Annotated in this window: 17 protein-coding genes and 1 pseudogene; 13 read left to right on the forward strand and 5 right to left on the reverse strand. The window is 72.9% G+C overall.

Going from position 1 to position 20,443, the window contains the following annotated elements; genetic code table 11:
• Positions 1–46 precede the first annotated feature (46 nt).
• Complete coding sequence (locus ACFWBB_RS32815) at positions 47–421, reverse strand: fic family toxin-antitoxin system, toxin component (RefSeq protein ID WP_385279701.1); 375 nt, start codon at positions 419–421, stop codon at positions 47–49.
• A 4-nt stretch (positions 422–425) separates the two neighbouring features.
• Positions 426–668 carry a toxin-antitoxin system HicB family antitoxin gene (locus ACFWBB_RS32820; protein WP_385279704.1) on the reverse strand — a complete coding sequence of 81 codons (243 nt, stop codon included), beginning with the start codon at positions 666–668 and terminating at the stop codon, positions 426–428.
• A 140-nt stretch (positions 669–808) separates the two neighbouring features.
• Here ACFWBB_RS32820 and ACFWBB_RS32825 point away from each other — a divergent pair, with 140 nt between their 5' ends.
• From ACFWBB_RS32825 to mug, 8 genes are all read left to right on the forward strand, one after another.
• Complete coding sequence (locus ACFWBB_RS32825; protein WP_385279707.1) at positions 809–1,723, forward strand: ABC transporter ATP-binding protein; 915 nt, start codon at positions 809–811, stop codon at positions 1,721–1,723.
• 4 nt (positions 1,724–1,727) lie between these two features.
• Positions 1,728–4,295, forward strand: coding sequence for an ABC transporter permease (locus tag ACFWBB_RS32830; protein ID WP_385279710.1), 2,568 nt, complete (start codon positions 1,728–1,730; stop codon positions 4,293–4,295).
• Between the two features lie 90 nt (positions 4,296–4,385).
• Positions 4,386–4,811: a GNAT family N-acetyltransferase gene (locus tag ACFWBB_RS32835; RefSeq protein ID WP_385279713.1), complete on the forward strand. Its 426-nt coding sequence runs from the start codon at positions 4,386–4,388 to the stop codon at positions 4,809–4,811.
• A gap of 191 nt (positions 4,812–5,002) precedes the next feature.
• Positions 5,003–6,343: a hemolysin family protein gene (locus ACFWBB_RS32840; protein ID WP_385279716.1), complete on the forward strand. Its 1,341-nt coding sequence runs from the start codon at positions 5,003–5,005 to the stop codon at positions 6,341–6,343.
• A complete protein-coding gene (locus ACFWBB_RS32845; protein WP_385279719.1) occupies positions 6,340–7,377 on the forward strand; it encodes a hemolysin family protein in 1,038 nt (345 codons plus the stop codon). Before ACFWBB_RS32840 ends, ACFWBB_RS32845 begins: the two co-directional genes overlap by 4 nt.
• Before the next feature lie 79 nt (positions 7,378–7,456).
• Entirely contained in the window at positions 7,457–8,236 is a 780-nt protein-coding gene (locus ACFWBB_RS32850; protein ID WP_385279722.1) for an SGNH/GDSL hydrolase family protein, read from the forward strand.
• 102 nt (positions 8,237–8,338) lie between these two features.
• Positions 8,339–9,781, forward strand: coding sequence for an adenylosuccinate lyase (gene purB, locus ACFWBB_RS32855; protein WP_385279725.1), 1,443 nt, complete (start codon positions 8,339–8,341; stop codon positions 9,779–9,781).
• A complete protein-coding gene (gene mug / locus ACFWBB_RS32860; protein ID WP_385279813.1) occupies positions 9,778–10,323 on the forward strand; it encodes a G/U mismatch-specific DNA glycosylase in 546 nt (181 codons plus the stop codon). The genes purB and mug overlap by 4 nt, the downstream gene beginning before the upstream one ends.
• A gap of 28 nt (positions 10,324–10,351) precedes the next feature.
• On the opposite strand, the gene ACFWBB_RS32865 is transcribed toward mug, so the two are convergent.
• Positions 10,352–10,777, reverse strand: coding sequence for a hypothetical protein (locus tag ACFWBB_RS32865; protein WP_385279728.1), 426 nt, complete (start codon positions 10,775–10,777; stop codon positions 10,352–10,354).
• A gap of 380 nt (positions 10,778–11,157) precedes the next feature.
• Here ACFWBB_RS32865 and ACFWBB_RS32870 point away from each other — a divergent pair, with 380 nt between their 5' ends.
• Positions 11,158–12,315, forward strand: a complete 1,158-nt coding sequence (locus ACFWBB_RS32870) for an ROK family transcriptional regulator (protein WP_385279731.1) — start codon at positions 11,158–11,160, stop codon at positions 12,313–12,315.
• Positions 12,316–12,443: 128 nt separating this feature from the next.
• Here the strand turns inward: ACFWBB_RS32870 and ACFWBB_RS32875 are convergent, their stop codons facing one another.
• On the reverse strand, positions 12,444–13,205 hold the full coding sequence (locus tag ACFWBB_RS32875; RefSeq protein ID WP_385279734.1) for a GntR family transcriptional regulator: 762 nt from the start codon (positions 13,203–13,205) through the stop codon (positions 12,444–12,446).
• 350 nt (positions 13,206–13,555) lie between these two features.
• Between ACFWBB_RS32875 and ACFWBB_RS32880 the strand changes: the two genes are divergently transcribed.
• Entirely contained in the window at positions 13,556–14,389 is an 834-nt protein-coding gene (locus ACFWBB_RS32880) for an alpha/beta fold hydrolase (RefSeq protein ID WP_385279737.1), read from the forward strand.
• Positions 14,390–14,434: 45 nt separating this feature from the next.
• Here ACFWBB_RS32880 and ACFWBB_RS32885 read toward each other — a convergent pair.
• Positions 14,435–15,328 (reverse strand): annotated as a pseudogene (locus tag ACFWBB_RS32885) (DMT family transporter); the annotation flags it as partial.
• Between ACFWBB_RS32885 and ACFWBB_RS32890 the strand changes: the two are divergent.
• From ACFWBB_RS32890 to ACFWBB_RS32900, 3 genes are all read left to right on the forward strand, one after another.
• Positions 15,319–16,755: a PLP-dependent aminotransferase family protein gene (locus ACFWBB_RS32890; protein ID WP_385279740.1), complete on the forward strand. Its 1,437-nt coding sequence runs from the start codon at positions 15,319–15,321 to the stop codon at positions 16,753–16,755. The pseudogene ACFWBB_RS32885 and the gene ACFWBB_RS32890 sit on opposite strands and share 10 nt — an antisense overlap.
• Before the next feature lie 129 nt (positions 16,756–16,884).
• Positions 16,885–18,471 (forward strand): alkaline phosphatase D family protein, encoded by a 1,587-nt coding sequence (locus tag ACFWBB_RS32895; protein WP_385279743.1) that lies wholly within the window; start codon positions 16,885–16,887, stop codon positions 18,469–18,471.
• Positions 18,472–18,679: 208 nt separating this feature from the next.
• Complete coding sequence (locus ACFWBB_RS32900) at positions 18,680–20,092, forward strand: GNAT family N-acetyltransferase (RefSeq protein ID WP_385279746.1); 1,413 nt, start codon at positions 18,680–18,682, stop codon at positions 20,090–20,092.
• Positions 20,093–20,443: the final 351 nt, after the last annotated feature.

Below are 20,443 nucleotides of genomic sequence, written 5' to 3' on the forward strand. Positions count from 1 at the left end.
TTCGGGGTGACACCCCCGAACGGGCCCGCCCTGTCCGTGTGCCGCCTCACCGGCTCCACCGGCGCAGTTCCCGCGCGATGTCGGACACCGATGTCTCGCCGTCCTTGACCAGGCGGGCCAGGTCACGGACCTGCTCGGGTGAGGTGGCGACCTTCAGGCCGCTGGCGACGAGATAGGCGTACGCGACGGCGCAGGCGAACAGCGCGTTGGAGCGCTCAAGGGCGGGGACGTGGATGAGGAGCTGGAGCAGCGCGGCGGCGCGGGCGGGCGGGTCGTCGTAGACGGGGACGTCGAATATCCGGGCCTGATGGCGGGCCACGGCCGCCACCAGTGCTCCCCAGTCGGTGACCTGGGGGTCTCCCGGGGTGTTCTGTTCGGCGAGCATGAGAAGCCAGGCGAGGTCGATGCGCAGTTCGCTCAAGGGATCAGCGGCGACCTTCGCGCGTGCCGCCCTCGCGTTCGGCGCCGAACTCCTCCACGAAGAGCGCCTCGTACTGCTTCATGAAGTCGCCGGCGGCCTCGACGAACGTGTGGCCGACCTCGCCGGCGTCCTGTCTGACCAGCTCCTCTATGTAGCGGTTGACGCTCATGCCGCGGGCCGTGGCGCGCTCGCGGGCCGCCCGGGCCGTGCCCTCGTCGACGCGTACGTTCAGCTGGGTCTTCGCCATACCTAGACGCTAGCGCCGGAACGCTAGCAACGGCAAGGGCGGACGGGAATCGAAAAGGGATACCGGGTGTGCGCCGGGTCACACTACGCTCGGCCCGGCACCAGCACACTCGGCACGTCCTTACGAGCGAGGAGGCAGCCTTGTCCACACCTGCTGCGGAGCACGCCCCCGGCCCGGCCGCGGCCGACCGGGTCGCCGCCCGCGCCCGTGCTCTGACCAAGGCGTACGGCTCGGGCGAGACCGCGGTGCTCGCCCTGGACTCGGTGGACGTGGACATCGCGCGCGGCCGCTTCACCGCCGTCATGGGACCGTCCGGCTCCGGCAAGTCGACGCTGATGCACTGCCTGGCGGGCCTCGACACCGTTTCGGCCGGTCAGGTGTGGCTCGGCGACACCGAGATCACGGGGCTGAAGGAGCGGGAGCTGACCCGGCTGCGACGGGACCGGATCGGGTTCATGTTCCAGTCGTTCAACCTGATCCCGACGCTCAACGCGGCCGAGAACATCACCCTGCCCATGGACATCGCGGGTCAGAAGCCCGACCAGAAGTGGCTGGACCAGGTCATCGACACACTCGGCCTGCGGGATCGGCTGAAGCACCGGCCGTCACAGTTGTCCGGCGGTCAGCAGCAGCGCGTGGCCTGCGCCCGGGCGCTCGCCTCCCGCCCCGAGCTGATCTTCGCCGACGAGCCGACCGGGAACCTGGACTCGCGCGCGGGGCTCGAGGTCCTGTCGTTCCTGCGGGAGGCCGTCGACAACCTGGGCCAGACCGTCGTCATGGTCACCCATGACCCGGGTGCCGCCGCCCATTCCGACCTGGTGCTCTTCCTCGCGGACGGGCGGATCGTGGACGAGATGGAACGGCCGACGGCGGAGGCGGTGCTGGAGCGCATGAAGCGCTTCGACGTGATCCGCGCCCAGTCCGACGGAGGGAGCGGCGACGGGGGCTACGGGGGCGACGGCGACCCGGTCGTCCCGGCCGCCGGCGGCCGTGCCACCGACGGCCACGGCACCCGCACCGGCGCCGACGCCGACGCCGACGCCGAGGAGAAGTGATCCGGTGCTGAAGGCGACACTGAGGAGTTTCCTCGCGCACAAGGGCCGGCTGCTGCTGTCCGCGCTCGCCGTCGTCCTGTCGGTGGCGTTCGTCGCGGGCAGTCTGATCTTCTCCGACACGGTGACGCGGACCTTCGACCGGCTCTTCGCGTCCACTTCGCCGGATGTGACGGTCCAGCCCCGGGACGACCTCACCGCGTCCGTGCCGACCGGCGCGGTACAGACCGTGCCCGCCGCCCTCGCCGGCCAGGTGGCCCGCGTCGACGGCGTCGCGTCCGCCCACGCGGACGTGAGCGTGGAGAACATCACGGTCGTGGACGGCGACGACAAGTCCGTCGGACCGACCACCGGCGCGCCCACCATCGCCACCGACTGGTACGTCAGCGACCGCAGCCCGGTGAAGCTGACCTCCGGCCATGCCCCTCAGGGCGCCGGCGAGGCCATGCTCGACGCCGACACCGCCGACAAGAAGCACGTGAAGATCGGCGACACCCTCACCGTGATGGCCCAGCCGGGCACGTTCGAGGTGAAGATCGTCGGCATCGCCACCTTCACCACCACGAACCCCGGAGCGGCCCTCGTCTACCTCGACCCCGCGACCGCGGGCACGCAGCTCCTGGGGTCGGCGGACAAGGCCACGAGCATCTCCGTCGACGCGGCGCAGGGGGTGAGCGACGCGGTGCTCGAGCGGCGCGTCGTCGCCGCGGTCGGTACCGCGACGTACGACGTGAAGACCGCCGACGAGCAGGCGAAGTCGTCGGCGGAGGCGCTGGGCGGGTTCCTCGACGTGATCAAGTACGTGATGCTCGGCTTCGCCGGGATCGCCGTCCTGGTCGGCGTGTTCCTGATCGTCAACACGTTCTCGATGCTGATCGCCCAGCGCACCCGGGAACTGGGCCTGTTGCGCGCCCTGGGGGCCGACCGCCGTCAGGTGCGCCGCTCGGTGCTCACCGAGGCGGTGCTGCTCGGTCTCGTGGGTTCCACGCTCGGCCTCGCCGCGGGCATCGGTCTCGCGGCCGGGCTGATCAAGCTGATGAGCGCGTTCGGCATGAACCTCAACGCCGCGGAGATGGTGGTCGGCTGGGCGACCCCGGTGTCGGCGTACGTCGTCGGTGTCGGCGTCACCTTCGTGGCGGCCTATCTCCCGGCCCGGCGCGCCGCGACCGTGTCGCCGATGGCGGCCCTCGCGGACGCCGACATCGCCGGAACGGGCCGGCCGCTCAGGGTCCGGGCGGTCGTGGGCACGGTCGTCGGAGCGCTTGGCGTGGCCGCGCTGGCCGGCTGCGCGAGTGCCTCGAAGACGGCGTCCGCGGCCTCGCTGCTGGGCCTGGGGGTCGTGCTCACGCTCATCGCCACCGTCATCGCGGGACCGCTCCTCGTCCGCCCGGTGATCCGCGTCCTCGGCGGTGCCTTCCCCGCGCTGTTCGGCTCCGTCGGCCGGATGAGCCAGCGCAACGCCCTGCGCAACCCACGCCGTACGGGTGCCACGGCGGCGGCGTTGATGGTGGGCCTCGCCCTGGTCGGCGGGATGTCGGTGGCGAGCGCCTCGATGTCCAAGTCCTTCGACCAGCAGATCGACAAGACGCTGGGCGCCGACTTCGTCGTCCAGAACGCGAACTTCACACCGTTCTCCGAGGAGGTCACGGACGCGGTCCGCGACACCGGGGGCGTCGGCCTCGTCGTACGGCAGCGGTTCGCGCCGGTCGCCGTGCGGCTGCCCGACGGCAAGCGCGTGGAGACGACCGCCACCGGCTACGACGACCGGGTCGACGACGTCGCGCACGTCACGTACGCCGCGGGCGGCACGGCGGCCGCGCTGGCCGACGGCGCCATCGGCATGGACGCCGACTTCGCCGCGGACCACGGCGTGCGGCTGGGCAGCGTGCTGCCGGTGCAGTTCCCCGGCGACCGGACCACGTCACTGAAGGTCGGCGCGCTCACCGACCAGGACACCGGCGACGGGTTCGGCATGCAGGGCGGGCTGTTCGTCGGGATCGCCACCGTCGAGAGGTACGTACCCGACGGGCAGGACTCCGCGCTGTACGTGAACGCGTCCTCCGGCACGACCGGCGACCAGCTGCGTCCCCGGCTGGAGCGGACCCTCGCCGCGTATCCGCAGGTACAGGCGCGTGACCAGGCCGACTACAAGAAGCTGGTGCACGATCAGATCGCCGTCCTGCTGTACCTGGTGTACGCGCTGCTCGGGCTCGCGATCGTCATCGCGGTGCTCGGTGTGGTCAACACCCTGGCGCTCTCGGTGGTGGAGCGGACCCGGGAGATCGGGCTGCTGCGTGCGATCGGGCTGGCCCGGCGGCAGTTGCGCCGGATGATCCGGCTGGAGTCGGTCGTGATCGCGGTGTTCGGCGCGGTGCTGGGGCTCGCGCTCGGGCTGGTGTGGGGCGTGTGCATACAGCAGGTGCTGGAGTTGCAGGGCATGAAGGCCTTCGCCGTCCCGTGGGGCACGCTCGTCGCGGTCATGGTGGGCTCCGCGGTCGTCGGTGTCGTGGCGGCGCTGCTGCCCGCGTTGCGCGCCTCCCGGATGAACGTGCTCGCCGCGATCGCGCACGAGTGAAGGACACGCGGCGCGGGCCCGGGGCGGGCGGGCGGTCCGCATGCTGGAAATCGGCGTTCCGGCCGGTACCGCCCGTGGTGGGATCGGTCCATGACTGATCTGCGGATTCGGGCCGCCGGCCCCGAGGACCTGGACGCCGTGCTGGCCTTCTGGAAGACCTCCGCCGAGGGTACGAGCATCAGCGACGACCGGAGCGGGGTGGAGCGGCTGGTCGCGCGCGACCCGGGGGCTCTGCTCCTGGCCGAGCGGGACGGTGAGCTGGCCGGGACGGTGATCGCCGGGTTCGACGGGTGGCGGTGCCATCTGTACCGGCTGGCGGTGCACCCGGAGCGCCGCCGGCAGGGGATCGGATCGGCGCTGCTGGCCGCCGCGGAGGAACGGTTCGTCCGGCTCGGCGGGCGTCGCGGCGACGCGATGGTGCTCACCCGCAACGAGACGGCGCATCATGCCTGGCGCGCGGCGGGGTACGCGCCGGAGGAGAAGTGGCGGCGCTGGGTGAAGCCACTCAGCGTCTGACCGGGGCCCCGCCAAGGCCCTTTTGCCGATCCTTTACCATTGGGGGACTGTGCGGATCGCCGCGCGGTCCCCCGACGACTTCATGAAAGGTGTGAGCGTCCGCCCATGGGCGAGCCTCCCAGTACCCCGTCCCCCACGCGACATCGCGCGTCCCTCACCACCCTGTCCGACGATGGGACGGAGGTGACCCGATGACCGAAGTCCTGCTGCTCCTGGTGGCGATCCTGTTGTCGCTCGCGTGCGGCGCCTTCGTCGCCGCCGAGTTCTCGCTCACCACGGTCGAGCGCAGCGAACTGGAACGGGCGGTGGAGCGCGGCGAGCGCGGCGCGCCCGGAGCGCTCAAGGCCGTACGGAACCTCACCTTCCAGCTCTCGGGTGCGCAGCTCGGCATCACCGTCACCAACCTGGTGGTCGGCATGCTCTCCGAGCCGTCGATCGCCAAGCTGATCGCCGGGCCGCTGGAGTCGCTCGGCCTGTCGAGCTCCACGTCGAGCTCCGTCGCGCTGGTGCTCGGTACGGCCCTGTCGACCGTGTTCCTGATGGTCGTCGGCGAGCTCGTGCCCAAGAACTGGGCGATCTCCTCCCCGCTGGCGGTCGCCAAGCGCGTGGGCAACGCGCAGCGCTGGTTCAGCGCCGCCTTCCGGCCCTTCATCACCCATCTCAACAACACCGCGAACCGTATCGTGCGCCGCTTCGGCGTGGAGCCCACCGAGGAGCTCGCCGCCGCGCGCGGCCCGCAGGAGCTCGCGGCCCTGGCCCGGCACTCCGCGAAGGCGGGCGCCCTGGAGGCGGACACCGCGGAGCTGTTCGTGCGCACGCTGAACCTGGCGGATCTGACCGCGGAGAACGTGATGACCCCGCGCGTCCAGGTCATCGCCCTCGAGGCCGCGGCGACCTGTGAGGACGTGGCGAACGCGACCCGGGCGACGGGCCTGTCCCGGTTCCCGGTGTACCGCGGCAGCCTCGACTCGGTGGTCGGCACCGCGCACATCAAGGACGTGCTGGCGATCCCGGCGGGGCGCCGCGCGCGCGTGCCGGTCTCGGACCTCATGCGCGAGCCGCTGCTCGTGCCCGAGTCGCTGACCGTGGACCGCCTGCTGGACCGGCTGTCCGGCAAACGGACGATGGCCGTGGTCATCGACGAGTACGGCGGCACGGCGGGGGTGGCCACACTGGAGGACATCGTCGAGGAGGTCGTCGGCGAGGTCCGCGACGAGCACGACCCGCACGAGACCTCCGACCTGGCCGCCGCGGGCACGGACGGCGACGGCCGCACCCTCTACTCCGCCGACGGCGCGGCCCGCACCGACCAGCTCGCGCGCGTGGGGCTGCACACCCCCGAGGGACCGTACGAGACGCTCGCCGGTCTGGTCGCCACCGAGCTGGGCCGGATACCGGCGGTCGGCGACACCGTGGAGGTGGCCGGCTGGCGGATGGACGTGGTGGACGCCTCGGGCCGCCGGGCCGCGCGCGTGCTGCTGCACGCGCCGCTCGCCCCGTCCGAGGGTTTCGAACAGGAGGCCGGAAAGTGATCGCCATCCAGTTGCTGATCGCACTGGCGACCCTCGTCGTGAACGCGTTCTTCGTCGGCGCGGAGTTCGCGCTGATCTCCGTGCGCCGCTCCCAGATCGAGCAGTATCTCGATGACGGCGCCGGCACGAACGGGGCACAGGGCGACCGCCGCGCCAGGAGCGTGCTGTGGGGCCTCCAGCACGTGTCCGCGCTGATGGCGGCCGCGCAGCTCGGCATCACGCTGTGCACGCTGATCCTCGGTGTGGTCGCCGAGCCGGCCATCGCGCACCTGCTGGAACCCGTGTTCCACGCGGCGGGCGTGCCCGAGGGCGCGGGACACGCGGTGTCCTTCGTGATCGCGCTCGCGGTGGCGACGTATCTGCACATGCTGCTCGGCGAGATGGTGCCCAAGAACGTCGCACTGGCGGAGCCGGTGCGCAGCGCGCTGCTGCTGGGGCCGCCGCTGGTCGCGCTGGCGCGGGCGCTGCGCCCGGTGATCTTCGCGATCAACGCCGTCGCGAACGGCCTGCTGAAGCTGCTGCGGATCGAGACCAAGGACGAGGTCGCCGCGGCGTTCTCGGACGCCCAGCTGGCCCAGATCGTCAAGGACGCGAGTGCGGCGGGTCTCATCGACGACCGCGCCCTGGAACGCCTGCACGACGCCCTGGAGCTGGGCCGCCGTCCGGTGCGGGACGTCGTCCTGCCGTTGGAGCGGGTCGTCTACGCGCGCGTGGGCGTCACTCCGGAGGAGCTGGAACGGCTGGCCGCGGAGTCCGGGTTCTCCCGGTTCCCCGTGGTGGACGAGGGCCGCCGGATCGTCGGCTACCTGCACGTCAAGGACGCGCTGGACGCCTCGCCGCGGGAGCAGCCGTTCCGGTCGGCGGACATGCGGCCCATCGCGCGCGTGCGGGAGGCGACCCCGATGGACGACGTCCTCACCGCGATGCGGGGCAGCCGTACGCATCTGGCGGCCGTGCTCGGCTCCGACGGGCGGCTGTCCGGGCTGGTGACCATGGAGGACGTGTTGCAGGAGTTGTTCGGGCAGCGGGCGTGAGGGCACCCTCCGACCGGAGGGGACCGGCCGGAGGGGACCGACCGCTGGGTATGGGACTCGGGCTACCATCGATGTCGCCATGCAGACGAATTCCACACACACCAGCCTGGTCGCGATCGGCGACTCCTTCACCGAGGGCATGTCGGACCTGCTGCCCGACGGCTCGTACCGGGGCTGGGCGGACCTCCTCGCCGCACGGATGGCCGCCCGCACCCCCGGCTTCCGCTACGCCAACCTGGCGGTGCGCGGCAAGCTGATCGGGCAGATCGTCGAGGAGCAGGTGCCGGTGGCCGCCGCGATGGGCGCCGATGTGATCACACTGGTCGGCGGACTCAACGACACCCTGCGCCCCAAGTGCGACATGGGCCGCGTGAAGGACCTGCTGACGGAGGCCGTGGAGCGCCTGACCCCGGCCTGCAAGGAGCTGGTGCTGATGCGCAGCCCGGGTCGGCAGGGGCCGGTCCTGGAGCGGTTCCGGCCGCGCATGGAGGAGCTGTTCGTGCACGTCGAGGAGCTGGCGCAGCGGCACGGCGCGCTCGTCGTCGACCTGTACGGCGCTCCGTCGCTCGGCGACCCGCGCCTGTGGGACGTCGACCGGCTGCACCTGACGGCGGAGGGCCACCGCCGCGTCGCGGAAGCGGTCTGGCAGACGCTCGGGCACGACCCCGAGGACACCGAGTGGCACACGCCGATGCCGGCGACGCTGCCTCCGGGCTGGGGCGCCCGGCGCGTCGCGGACGCGCGGTTCGCCCGGCAGTACCTCATCCCCTGGATAGGCCGCCGTCTGACCGGCCGGTCCTCCGGGGACGGCCTGCCGCCGAAGCGGCCCGATCTGCTGCCGTACGAGGGCCGGGCGTAGGGCCGCGGTTCCCGTCCGCACACGGGTGACGTCGGTCTCGTAGGTTCCGCCCAACAGTTCGGTGGCGCTGGCCTGCACGAATCGCCAGTAGAATCCGTCCACGTGACTTCCGCTCCCGCCAAGCCCCGCATCCCCAACGTGCTCGCCGGTCGCTACGCCTCCGCCGAGCTCGCCACGCTCTGGTCGCCCGAGCAGAAGGTGAAGCTGGAGCGTCAGCTCTGGCTCGCCGTGCTACGGGCTCAGAAGGACCTCGGGATCGAGGTGCCGGACGCGGCGATCGCCGACTACGAGCGTGTCCTCGACACCGTCGACCTGGCCTCCATCGCCGAGCGCGAGAAGGTCACCCGGCACGACGTGAAGGCCCGCATCGAGGAGTTCAACGACCTCGCCGGCCATGAGCAGGTCCACAAGGGCATGACGTCCCGCGATCTGACGGAGAACGTCGAGCAGCTCCAGATCCGTCTGTCGCTGGAGCTCGTCCGCGACCGTACGGTGGCCGTGCTGGCGCGCCTGGGCAGGCTGGCCGGCGAGTACGGCGAGCTGGTCATGGCCGGGCGCTCCCACAACGTGGCCGCGCAGGCCACGACCCTGGGCAAGCGGTTCGCGACCGCCGCCGACGAGCTCCTCGTCGCGTACGGCCGGGTCGAGGAGCTGCTCGGGCGTTACCCGCTGCGCGGCATCAAGGGCCCGGTGGGCACCGCCCAGGACATGCTCGACCTGCTCGGGGGCGACGCCGCCAAACTCAGCGAGCTGGAGGACCGGATCGCCGGTCACCTGGGCTTCTCGCAGGCTTTCACGTCCGTCGGCCAGGTCTACCCGCGCTCGCTGGACTACGAGGTCGTCACCGCGCTGGTGCAGCTCGCCTCGGCCCCCTCCTCGCTGGCGAAGACGATCCGGCTGATGGCCGGGCACGAGCTGGTGACCGAGGGGTTCAAGCCCGGCCAGGTCGGTTCCTCGGCGATGCCGCACAAGATGAACACCCGCTCCTGCGAGCGCGTCAACGGCCTGATGGTCATCCTGCGCGGCTACGCGTCGATGACCGGCGAGCTGGCGGGCGACCAGTGGAACGAGGGCGACGTGTCCTGCTCGGTGGTGCGCCGGGTCGCGCTGCCGGACGCGTTCTTCGCGCTCGACGGTCTGCTGGAGACGTTCCTGACGGTGCTCGACGAGTTCGGCGCCTTCCCGGCGGTCGTCGCGCGGGAGCTGGACCGCTACCTGCCGTTCCTCGCCACCACCAAGGTGCTGATGGGCGCGGTGCGCGCGGGCGTCGGCCGTGAGGTGGCGCACGAAGCGATCAAGGAGAACGCCGTCGCCTCCGCGCTGGCCATGCGCGAGCAGGGTGCCGAGCGCAACGAACTGCTGGACAAGCTGGCCGCCGACGAGCGGCTGCCGCTCGACCGGGCCCAGCTGGACGCGCTGATGGCCGACAAGCTGTCCTTCACGGGCGCCGCGGCGGCCCAGGTGACCACGGTCGTCGGCCGGGTCGAGGAGATCGTGAAGCAGCGTCCGGAGGCGGCCGGTTACACCCCTGGAGCGATCCTCTGACGCGCTTCACCAAGGCGGAGCTGGAGGCCGCCCGCGACCGACTCGTACCGGATGTCGTCGCGGGCGGCCTGCGTGTGCTGTTCTGCGGCATCAACCCGGGTCTGATGACGGCGGCGACCGGTCACCACTTCGCCCGCCCGGGCAACCGCTTCTGGCCGGTGCTGCACCTGTCCGGCTTCACACCGAGGCTGCTGAAACCGGCGGAGCAGCGGGAGCTGCTGTCCTACGGGCTCGGCATCACCAACGTGGTGGCGAGGGCGACCGCCCGGGCCGACGAGCTCACGGCGCGGGAGTACCGCGACGGCGGTCGGCTGCTGGCGGAGAAGGTGACACGGCTGAAGCCCCGCTGGCTGGCCGTGGTGGGCGTGACCGCGTACCGGGCCGCCTTCGACGACCGCAAGGCCGCGGTGGGCCCGCAGGAGCGCGTCATCGGGGACACACGCGTGTGGGTGCTGCCCAATCCCAGCGGCCTGAACGCGCATTGGACGGCGGCGACGATGGCGGAGGAGTTCGCGCGGCTGCGGGTGGCGGCGGACGACTGAGGGCGGGGCGCCCCTCGGTGCCCGGCCCTCAGGGCGGGCCGGTATCGGTGACGACCAGCAGGAGCTGGATCTCGTCGTCCGGGTCCAGGTCGGCCACACCCAGGGCCACCCAGCGGCCGCGCTCCTCCGCCTGCCCCGTCTGCCCCGTCTGCCCCGTCTGCCCCGTCTGCCCCGTCTGCCCCGTCTGCCAGAGGTATACGTCGCCCACCCGCAGGCTCAGCTCGGCCCAGGGCTCGGGTATCTCCTCGGTCCCGGTCCGGAGCCGGACCGTCTGCAGGCCCACGTGGTACGGATCCCCCCATCTCCGCGTCAGTTCTCCGGCCAGCTCCTCCTTCCGCTCGTGGAACCGCTCCACCTCCGCGAGACGCACCTCGGCGTCCGCGACCGTCAGGCCGTGACTGGTCACCAAGGCGGTCGTACGGTGACCGGGCCCGAGGTACCTGTCGATGTCCATGAGCTCCAGTAAACCCGCCGCCACTGACAATTGGCGGGCCGTCAGCCCGCCGACCGCTGCGGCGTCCCCCCGCCGCGACCGCCGTCGCCGTCCGGAGAGCGACCGTGGCCGGACGTGGTCGGGCGCGTGGTGTGCCGAACGCGGAGAGCGCCGCCCGGCTCGGCGTCGGGACGGAGACGGTCAAGTCCCGTGCCGGCGCGGTGCCGGTGAAGCTCGGGGCGCGGAACCGGACGCAGACGGTGATCACGGCGTACGAGTCGGGGTTCGTCGCGCCGGGGTGCGCGCGCTGCCGGAGATATCGGTACGGATTCCTTACTCGCCGGGGTCCGCCGCGCCGAGTACGATCCGCCCAATACGCGCACGAGCTGGAAGGACGTACGTTGCGGCAGCTGACCGGCGGGGATCCCTCGCTGCTGCGAAGGATCAATTCCGCGGTGGTGCTGCACGCGCTGCGTGCCGCGGACTGCGCGACGCTCACGGAGATCACCCGCATCACGGGCCTGTCCAGGCCGACCGTCGAGGGGGTCGTCGAGGACCTCATCGGGGCGGGGCTCGTCGTCGAGAAGGCGGCCGACGAGAGTGTCGCCCGGCGGCAGGGGCGGCCCGCGCGCCGCTTCCGGTTCCGGGCGGAGGCCGGGCATCTGCTGGGGCTGGAGATCGGCTCGCACCGGGTGGCCGCGCTGCTGTCCGACCTGGACGGCCGGGTGCTGGGCGCGCAGGCCAGGGAGGTCGACGAGGCGGCGCCGGCGGACGAACGGCTGGAGCGGCTGCGCACGGCGGTCGCCGAGCTGCTGCGCCGGGCCGGCGTCCCGCGCAGCTCGCTGCGGGCCGTGGGCGTCGCCACGCCGGGCATCGTGGAGGCGGACGGGACGGTACGGCTGGGCACCGCCCTGCCCGAGTGGACGGGGCTGCGGCTGGGTGAGCGGCTGGGCCGTTCCTTCAAGTGTCCGGTGCTGGTGGAGAACGACGCCAACGCGGCGGCCGTGGCCGAGCACTGGAAGGGGGCGGCCACCGAGTCCGACGACATCGTCTTCGTGCTGGCCGGGCTGAGTCCGGGCGCCGGTTCGCTGATCGGGGGGCGGCTGCACCGGGGGTACGGCGGCGCGGCCGGGGAGATCGGCGCGCTGCATCTCCTGGGCCGGGAGGTGACGCCGGAGACGCTGCTGTCCATGACGGACGAGCCGCTGCATCCGCTGGACGAGCAGGCGGTCGCCGAGGTGTTCGCGCAGGCCCGCGAGGGGGACGAGCAGGCCCGGGCGGCCGTGGACCGCTTCATCCAGCGGCTCGTCCACGACGTGGCCGCGCTGGTGCTGGCGCTCGATCCGGAGCTGGTCGTGGTCGGCGGCTGGGCGGCCGGTCTCGACGGTGTGCTGGAGCCGCTGCGACAGGAGTTGGCCCGCTACTGTCTGCGGCCGCCGAAGGTGGCCCTGTCGCTGCTCGGTGAGGCGGTGGTGGCGACGGGGGCGCTGCGGCTCGCCCTCGATCACGTCGAGGAGCAGTTGTTCGCGGTGGAGGGGACCGTGACGGCGAGGCGGTGACCGGCCGTCACCGGTGGAACGCACCGCGCCCCGGTGGAGTTCCGGGGCGCGGTGGGGGCCTCCGTCCGGCGGTCGGGTGCAGGCTGTTCAGGGAGCCGGCCGGGGCCGGCCGGGAGCGGAGGGGGCGTTCAGGAGGCCTGCCGCTCCGGCCCGTGGTGTATCTCCACGCCGCCGGACGCGCCGAACGTCAGCCGGCAGGTGTCCGCGCGGTAGGTCGCGACGGAGAGCGCCGCGGTGCGCCCCTCGGCGAAGAAGCGGGTGGTGAGGACGAGGACGGGCGCGCCGGGGAGCCGGTCGAGTTCCCTGGCGTCGTCCGCGCGGGCCGAGCCCAGTTCCACGGCGCGGTCCTGGCCCTGGAGTTCGAGGCGCTGGAGCTCGCGCAGTACCGCACGCGCGCGTGCCGCCTCCGAGGGGGCGTCGATCGCGGTGAGGTCGGGCACCGACGTGGGGGGGACATAGAGCAGTTCGGCGGCGACGGGCTGGCCGTTCGAGACCCGCGAGCGGCGCACGATGTGCACGGCCTGGTCGCGCGCGGTCTCCAGAGCGGTGGCGACGACGGCGGGCGGCGTCGCGAGCGCGCAGTCGACGGCCTGCCAGGCGTCGTCGCCCGCGCCCGGCCAGACCTGCTGCCCGGTGCCGACGGCGACACCCATCCGCGGCGGCGCGACGGTGGTGCCGACGCCGCGACGGCGCTGGAGCCGGCCCTCGAGTTCGAGCTGCTCCAGTGCCTGGCGGAGCGTGGCGCGGGCGACACCGAAACGGGCGGCCAGGTCACGCTCGTTGGGGAGGATCTCACCGACGGTGAATTCCGAGTCGAGTGCCTCGCTGAGCACCGTCTTGAGATGCCAGTACTTCGGTTCCGGTACCGATTCCAGTTGCGTGGTCCCCACCCTGTCCTCCGCAATCACCGTGGTCCGGCGGCGTTTTTTCGCGCCCTTGTTTATTAAAGGTTGTTGTACTTCTCTGCGACCATAGGACGGCCCCCACCCTTGGTCAAGACCAATCCGCACAACCGATCCTCGATCCTCCCGAGGGCCTGGAGACCGTCTGCCGGGAAGCGTTCACGGGGCGTTCGTACGCGCGCGTTCTCGTGACACTCCGGCAAAGTCCCCGTCGCGCAACACGGTTGCGCACCCGGCTCCGACACCACCCCCAGGGGCTACCCGCCGGTAGCTTTTGCTGACAAGCTGTCTACGGCGTCCGCCGGCCGGTCCACGGCCCTCCAGTCGAGGAGCTCCCCATGTCCGCCACCGTCTCCTTCACGGTCCCCTCCCCCAGTGGCCCGCTGCCCGTCACCGTCTCCTACGCGCGCGTGGGCAAGGGGGAGCCACTGCTCCTGCTGCACGGCATCGGACACCACCGGCAGGCCTGGGACCCGGTGGTGGACATCCTGGCCGCCGAGCGCGAGGTGATCGCCGTGGACCTGCCCGGATTCGGCGTGTCCCCGCCCCTGCCGGACGGACTGGCCTACGACCTGCCCACCACGGCCGCCGTGTTCGGCGCCTTCTGCGAGGCGCTGGAACTCGACCGACCGCATGTCGCGGGCAACTCCCTCGGCGGTCTGCTCGCCCTGGAACTCGGCCGCGGGAAACTCGTACGGTCCGTCACCGCGCTGTCCCCCGCCGGGTTCTGGTCGCAGGCCGAGCGGCGCTACGCCTTCGGGGTCCTCATCACCATGCGCCAGATCTCGCGCCGGATGCCGCTGCCCCTCGTCGAGCGGATGGCCGGCACGGCGGCGGGCCGTACCGCCCTCACCAGTACCATCTACGCCCGGCCGAGCCGGCGTTCACCCGAGGCCGTGGTCGCCGAGACGCTGGCTCTGGCCCGGGCCACCGGGTTCGACCAGACGCTGCGGGCCGGCACCACCGTCCAGTTCACCGACGACATCCCCGGTGTCCCGGTCACGGTCGGCTGGGGCACCCGCGACCGGCTGCTCGTGCGCCGCCAGGGCGTCCGCGCCAAGCGGATCATCCCCGCTGCGCGTCTGGTGCGGCTGCCCGGCTGCGGTCACTGCCCGATGAACGACGACCCGGCGCTCGTCGCGCGCGTGATTCTCGACGGCAGCAGCCGCTGAGCCCCTGGGGGCACGGCTCGACGCCCCGGCCCCCAGGGCGACTCCGATCCCGACGAGCGCGCTTCCGACAGCCTGGGCGGGGCCGTAGGAGCCCGTTCCCACGAGGGGGGCGGTGCAGGCGGCCGCCACCGGAACGAGCCCGGAGAAGAGCGTGGCGCGCTCCGCGCCGATCCGCTGCATGCCCATGTACCAGCACACGAAGCCGACGACGGTGACGACGGCCGCCTGCCACAGCAGCGCGGCGGCCTCCGCGCCGTCCGGCCGCCGCAGCCACGCGCCGCCGTCGAGCAGCGCTCCGGTCACGGCGGCCTCGGCCGCGGCGATCCCGCACACCGTGGCGGACAGCAGCCGTGGCCCCAGCAGCCGCAGGACCGGCACGGCCAGGACCGCGAAACCGACCTCCCCGCCCAGCGCGCAGACCGAGAAGGCGAGGCCCGCGCCGTCGGTGCGGCCCCACCCCTGCACCGTGATCGCGCCCACGGCGACCAGTGACGCCCCGGCGAGAACCGGACCGCGGGGCCGTCGTCCCTCCAGGAGCGGGACGAGCACCCCCACGACGACGGGCGCACAGCCCACGAGGACGCCGGGGACGGCGGGTTCCGCCGAGCGCTCGGCGGCCAGCACCGCCATGTTGAAGCCGACCATCCCGACGGCCGCGAGCAGCGTCAGACGCAGCCACAGTCGGGGGGTGAGCGCCCGCAGCCGGATCCGGGACCCCGCCCCCGCCAGGGGCACGAGCAGCAGACAGGCGAGGCCGTAGCGCAGGGCCTGGCCGCCCGCGTACGGGTACGCGCCGAGGACGCTGTTGGCGGTGAACGACCCTCCGACGAGGAGACAGGCGAGCGCGGCGAGCAGGGACCCGCGCAGGGTGGTGGCATTCATGAAGGTGACGCTAGGAACGCCGGCGGCCCCGGTTAAGGTCCACTTCCATGACGTCATCGGGGACCAATCCCGGCCGCGCGCCGGGGTCCACGGCCTGGGAGGTGCTGCTGCCGGCCACCTCGGCTCCGCCGCGCGCGCGTGGCCGTGCGCTCCAGGCCGCCCTGCGGGACGCGGTCCGCTCGGGGCGCCTCGCCCAGGACACCCGGCTGCCGTCCAGCCGGGATCTCGCCGCCGACCTCGGGGTGTCGCGGGGGCTGGTCACGGAGGCGTACGAACAGTTGACGGCCGAGGGCTATCTGCGCAGCGGTCGCGGTGCGGGGACGTGGGTGAGCGGCGCCGTCCGGGCGGCCCGGCCACCCGCGCGTGACCTCGCCCCGCGTTCTCCGGGCGTACGGGCCGACTTCGTGCCGGGCACCCCGGACCTGTCGCTGTTCCCGCGCGCCGCCTGGGCCGCCGCGCAGCGGAGTGTGCTCGCCGGGCTGCCCCACCACGAACTCGGTTATCCCGACCCGCGCGGGCTGCCCCGGCTGCGTACCGCGCTCGCCGGCCTCCTCGCCCGCCGCCGGGGCGTGGTCGCGGACCCGGAGCGTCTCGTGGTCGTCTCCGGGGTGGCCCAGGCGACGGCGCTGCTCGGTCTCGCGCTGCACGCGCGCGGCACGGACGCCGTCGGCGTCGAAGACCCCGGGAGCCCCCAGCACGGCGCCCTGTACGCGGCGGCGGGCGTCACCGCCGTACCGCTGCCGCTCGACGAGGACGGGCTGGCGGTGGAACCGCTCCGGTCGTCCGGGGTACGGGCGGTGGTGACGACGCCCGCGCATCAGTTCCCCACCGGAATCGCGTACTCGGCGCGGCGGCGGGCCGAGCTGCTGGACTGGGCGAGGTCCGTGGACGGCTTCGTGGTCGAGGACGACTACGACGGCGACTTCCGCTACGACCGCGCTCCCGTGGGCGCGCTCCAGGGCCTGGACCCGGAGCGGGTGGCCTACACCGGTTCGGTCAGCAAGTCGCTCGCGCCGGGGCTGCGGCTCGGCTGGCTGCTCGTTCCCGAGGCACTGACCGAAGAGGTCGTCGAGCGCAAGCGGACGATGGATCTCGGCCATCCCACCCTCGACCAGGCGCTGTTCGCCCGGTTCGTGGAACGCGGCGACTACGACCGTCAGCTGCGCCGCTGCCAGCGGGCCTACCGGCAGCGCCGGGACGCCCTGGTGGACGCGCTCCAGGAGCACTTCCCCGGGGCACGGGTGTCCGGGATCGCGGCGGGGCTGCACGTCATCGCCGAACTCCCGGGACGGCACGGGCCCCAGGAGCGGTTCCTCGCGCGGACGGCCGCGGCGGGCGTCGAGGTGCGTGCGCTGGCGGAGTACGCACACGCGCGTGCCGTCCAGGACACGCACGTACGTCTCGTCCTCGGCTACGCGCACGTGCCGCCCGCGCGCATCCGCGACGGCGTACGCCTGATGGCGGAGGCCGCCGCGAGCGGGTGACAGCAGCCGTGCCCCGCGGAACCCGCGTGCGCGCGGCCAGTTGTTCACTTGTGGTTTCCGTGTGCGCTGCGGCGCACCAGTAGTTGTGGCAGTGCACACCGGCCGGTTCCCGCCCCTGGAGGCCCCTTCATGTCACCCACTCCGTTTCCCGGGCGCCGCAGCGTCCTGCGCGGCTCGCTCGCCGCGTCCGCGGCCCTGACCCTGCCCGCCGCCGTCGGCGCTGCCCCCGCCTTCGCGCTGTCCGGGCGGCCCGGGGCGGGGTGGGGCGTCCAGACCGGGGACGTGACCTCCGACTCCGGGCTGGTGTGGGTGCGCTCCGACCGTCCGGCGCGGATGGTCGTCGAGACCGCGGCCACCGAGTCCTTCCGGGGCGCCCGCCGGTGGCACGGCCCGCTGCTCGGCGCCGGTACGGACTTCACCGGCACGACCCGGCTGCACGGTCTGCCGGCCGGCGAGCAGATCCACTACCGCGTGCTCCTCGCCGACCCGGACGACCCGCGCCGCACCGGCGAACCGGTGACCGGCACCTTCCGGACCACCCCCACGGGGCGTCGGCACGGGGTGCGCTTCCTGTGGTCCGGTGACCTCGCGGGACAGGGCTGGGGCATCAACCCCGAGCTGGGCGGTTACCGCATCTACGACGCGATGGCGAAGCTCGACCCCGACTTCTTCCTGTGCAGCGGCGACAACATCTACGCCGACGGCCCGATCGCGGCGACCCAGGCGCTGCCCGACGGCACCCTGTGGCGCAACGTCGTCACCGAGGAGAAGTCCAAGGTCGCCGAGACCCTCGCCGAGTTCCGCGGCAACTTCCGCTACAACCTGCTCGACGAGAACCTGCGTCGCTTCAACGCCCGGGTGCCGTCCGTCATCCAGTGGGACGACCACGAGGTCCGCAACAACTGGTACCCGGGCGAGATGATCGCCGACTCCGACGCCCGTTACACGGAGAAGAGCGTCGACGTGCTCGCGGGGCGCGCCCGGCGGGCGTTCAGCGAGTACTTCCCGATCTCGACCCTGCGCCCGGGCGCCAGGGAGGGCCGGGTCCACCGGGTCGTGCGCCACGGCCCGCTGCTGGACGTGTTCGTGCTGGACATGCGGACATACCGCAACGCCAACTCGCCCGACGACCAGAAGGCCGACCCGCAGGGCATCCTGGGCGCCGAGCAACTGGAGTGGCTGAAGCGGGAGCTGTCACGCTCGCGTGCGGTGTGGAAGGTGATCGCCGCCGACATGCCCCTCGGACTTGTCGTGCCGGACGCCACCGAGGGCAGGCCGAACATCGAGGCCGTCGCGCAGGGGGATCCGGGTGCGCCGCTGGGCCGCGAACTCCAGATCGCCGAACTGCTGCGGTACATCAAGCACCGGCGGATCACCGGCACGGTGTGGCTGACGGCCGACGTCCACCACACCTCGGCGCAGCACTACCAGCCGTCGCGGGCCGCGTTCACCGACTTCGAGCCGTTCTGGGAGTTCGTCTCCGGTCCGCTCAACGCGGGCGCCTTCCCGGCCAGCGCGCTGGACGGCACCTTCGGTCCCGAGCGGGTCTTCGTGAAGGCGCCGACCGCCTCGAACGTGTCACCCGCCGGGGGCTACCAGTTCTTCGGCGAGGTCGACATCGACGGCGGCAGCGGTGAGTTGACGGTGCGTCTGCGCGAGCAGGACGGGACCGTGCTGTTCACACAGGTGCTCCAGCCGGGACGGGTCGGGCAGTAGGGCGGCTTCCCGTACCCTCGGACATGTGCCGCGCACCGGCGTCATCCCCTGGTGCGCGGCGCGGTCGTGACACCTGGCGGGACAGCCGGTGCGCGGTGCGGTGGTAAAAGTATTAACAAAACGGGCATTGGTAACCTTTACCCATCAGTCACACACCGTTCGTGATCACGCAACACCGTTCCTCCACAGTGGCTGCATGAGTCGAGACATGTCTGATGTGACGCGCGCGAAGCACGGCCGCCCGGTGCACCACTGGCGGCGGGACGTCGTGGAACTCGCCGCGCTGTTCACGGCCGTCGCGGTGGCCGACGGCGTGGCTAACCTGGTGGGGCACGGACCCGACGGTCCGGTGCTGCTGTCCGTCTCCGCCGTCCTGCTCGTCGCCACGGCCGGATTCCACACCTGGTGGTCACGGCGCCACGGTCACGCGCCGCCCACGAGCGATACCGACGCCCGGCCGCGCTCCGAGGAGCCGCAGGCCGGGCCGTCCGAACTCCCCTCCGGGGTCACCGCGGAGAGCGCCCTGTGGCGGATGCGGACGACGGTGAAGGACGCCCCGGGGTCACTGGCCGCGCTCTGCGCCGCGCTCGCCGGCCACCGGGTGGACATCCTCAGCCTCCAGACCCACCCGCTGGGCGAGGACACCGTGGACGAGTTCCTGCTGCGCGCCCCGGGCTCCCTGGCGGCGGCCGGGATCACCCGGGCGGTGGCGCTGGTGGGCGGCAGCCGCACCTGGATCGAGCGGGCCGACGCCCACGATCTGGTGGACGCGCCGACCCGGGTCCTCGGCCTGGCCACCCGCACCGCCCTCGACGCGGCCGAACTACCCTTGGCGCTGCGCCAGTTGCTGGGCCGCTGCACGATCCGTTCGCTGCCCGTCGCGTCGGGGAACGGCGGCCGTGGGCCGGAGGGGGTGCCCTTGGAGGGCGTACTGGAGGACACCGTGATGCGCCTGCGGGCGCCGGAGGGTGGAGTGATCACCGTGGAGCGGCCGTACCTGCCGTTCACCCCGACCGAGTTCGCACGCGCGCGTGCGCTGGTGGAACTGGACGCCCGGCTCGGCCCCCGGGTCCCGCGCGGCCAGGACGTGCTGACACTGCCCGAGGGCAACGCCATCACCGTGCGCCGGGCCGACCCCGGTGACCTTGCGGCGGCGAAGGCCATGCACGAGCGGTGCTCCTCGCGCACGCTCGGGATGCGCTACCACGGGCCCGTCGGCGACGCCGACCGCTACCTGAGGCACCTGCTCAGCCCCCGCTTCGGCCGCACCCTCGCCGTGCAGACGCCGTCGGGGCGCGTCGTCGGCCTCGGTCATCTGCTGTGGGACGGCGACGAGACGGAGGTGGCCCTGCTGATCGAGGACCAGTGGCAGCGGCGCGGCATCGGCGCCGAGCTGCTCGGCCGCCTGGTGGCGATGGCCGTCGAGGCGCGCTGCGAAAGCGTCTACGCCGTGACGCAGGCCTCCAACACCGGCATGGTCGCCGCGATGCGCGGCCTCGGCCTGCCCCTCGACTACCAGATCGAGGAGGGGACCCTGGTCATCACCGCCCGTCTGGAGGGCGCCGCGACCGGCACGCGGGTGCCGTCCGAGCGGTACGACGAGCGCGTCGCACGCGACTGAGACACGGGATCGGGACACGGGACGCGGCACGGCCCGGCGGAGCCACACCGCCGGGCCGGTTGCGCACGGTTCGCCGCCCACGGCGTCGCCGCGACCGGTTCCGAGCGGACGACCACACCCGGCAGGGGCGGCACCCCGCTCGGAGCGGGCGACGGTCGGTCACGCCCGGACCGAGCGCCGAGACGTCACCCGGTGGCCCTGCGCCCGGACACGGTGACCATCACGCCGGTACCGAGCGCCGCGACCGGTCACCCGACGGCGGCTCCCCCGCTCGGACAGGGTGACCCTCACACCCGTACCGAGCGCCGCGACCGGTCACCCGACGGCAGCTCCCCCGCCCGGGCAGGGTGA

Source organism: Streptomyces sp. NPDC060000, assembly GCF_042737375.1.
Lineage (GTDB): Bacteria > Actinomycetota > Actinomycetes > Streptomycetales > Streptomycetaceae > Streptomyces.

Excerpts from the sequence above, each read along its gene's own strand:
- ACFWBB_RS32890 (WP_385279740.1), top strand. The coding sequence starts at position 15,319 with ATGACGTCATCGGGGACCAATCCCGGCCGCGCGCCGGGGTCCACGGCC.
- ACFWBB_RS32900 (WP_385279746.1), top strand. The coding sequence starts at position 18,680 with ATGTCTGATGTGACGCGCGCGAAGCACGGCCGCCCGGTGCACCACTGG.
- ACFWBB_RS32895 (WP_385279743.1), top strand. The coding sequence starts at position 16,885 with ATGTCACCCACTCCGTTTCCCGGGCGCCGCAGCGTCCTGCGCGGCTCG.
- ACFWBB_RS32880 (WP_385279737.1), top strand. The coding sequence starts at position 13,556 with ATGTCCGCCACCGTCTCCTTCACGGTCCCCTCCCCCAGTGGCCCGCTG.
- ACFWBB_RS32840 (WP_385279716.1), top strand. The coding sequence starts at position 5,003 with ATGACCGAAGTCCTGCTGCTCCTGGTGGCGATCCTGTTGTCGCTCGCG.
- ACFWBB_RS32820 (WP_385279704.1), bottom strand. The coding sequence starts at position 668 with ATGGCGAAGACCCAGCTGAACGTACGCGTCGACGAGGGCACGGCCCGG.
- ACFWBB_RS32835 (WP_385279713.1), top strand. The coding sequence starts at position 4,386 with ATGACTGATCTGCGGATTCGGGCCGCCGGCCCCGAGGACCTGGACGCC.
- ACFWBB_RS32850 (WP_385279722.1), top strand. The coding sequence starts at position 7,457 with ATGCAGACGAATTCCACACACACCAGCCTGGTCGCGATCGGCGACTCC.
- ACFWBB_RS32865 (WP_385279728.1), bottom strand. The coding sequence starts at position 10,777 with ATGGACATCGACAGGTACCTCGGGCCCGGTCACCGTACGACCGCCTTG.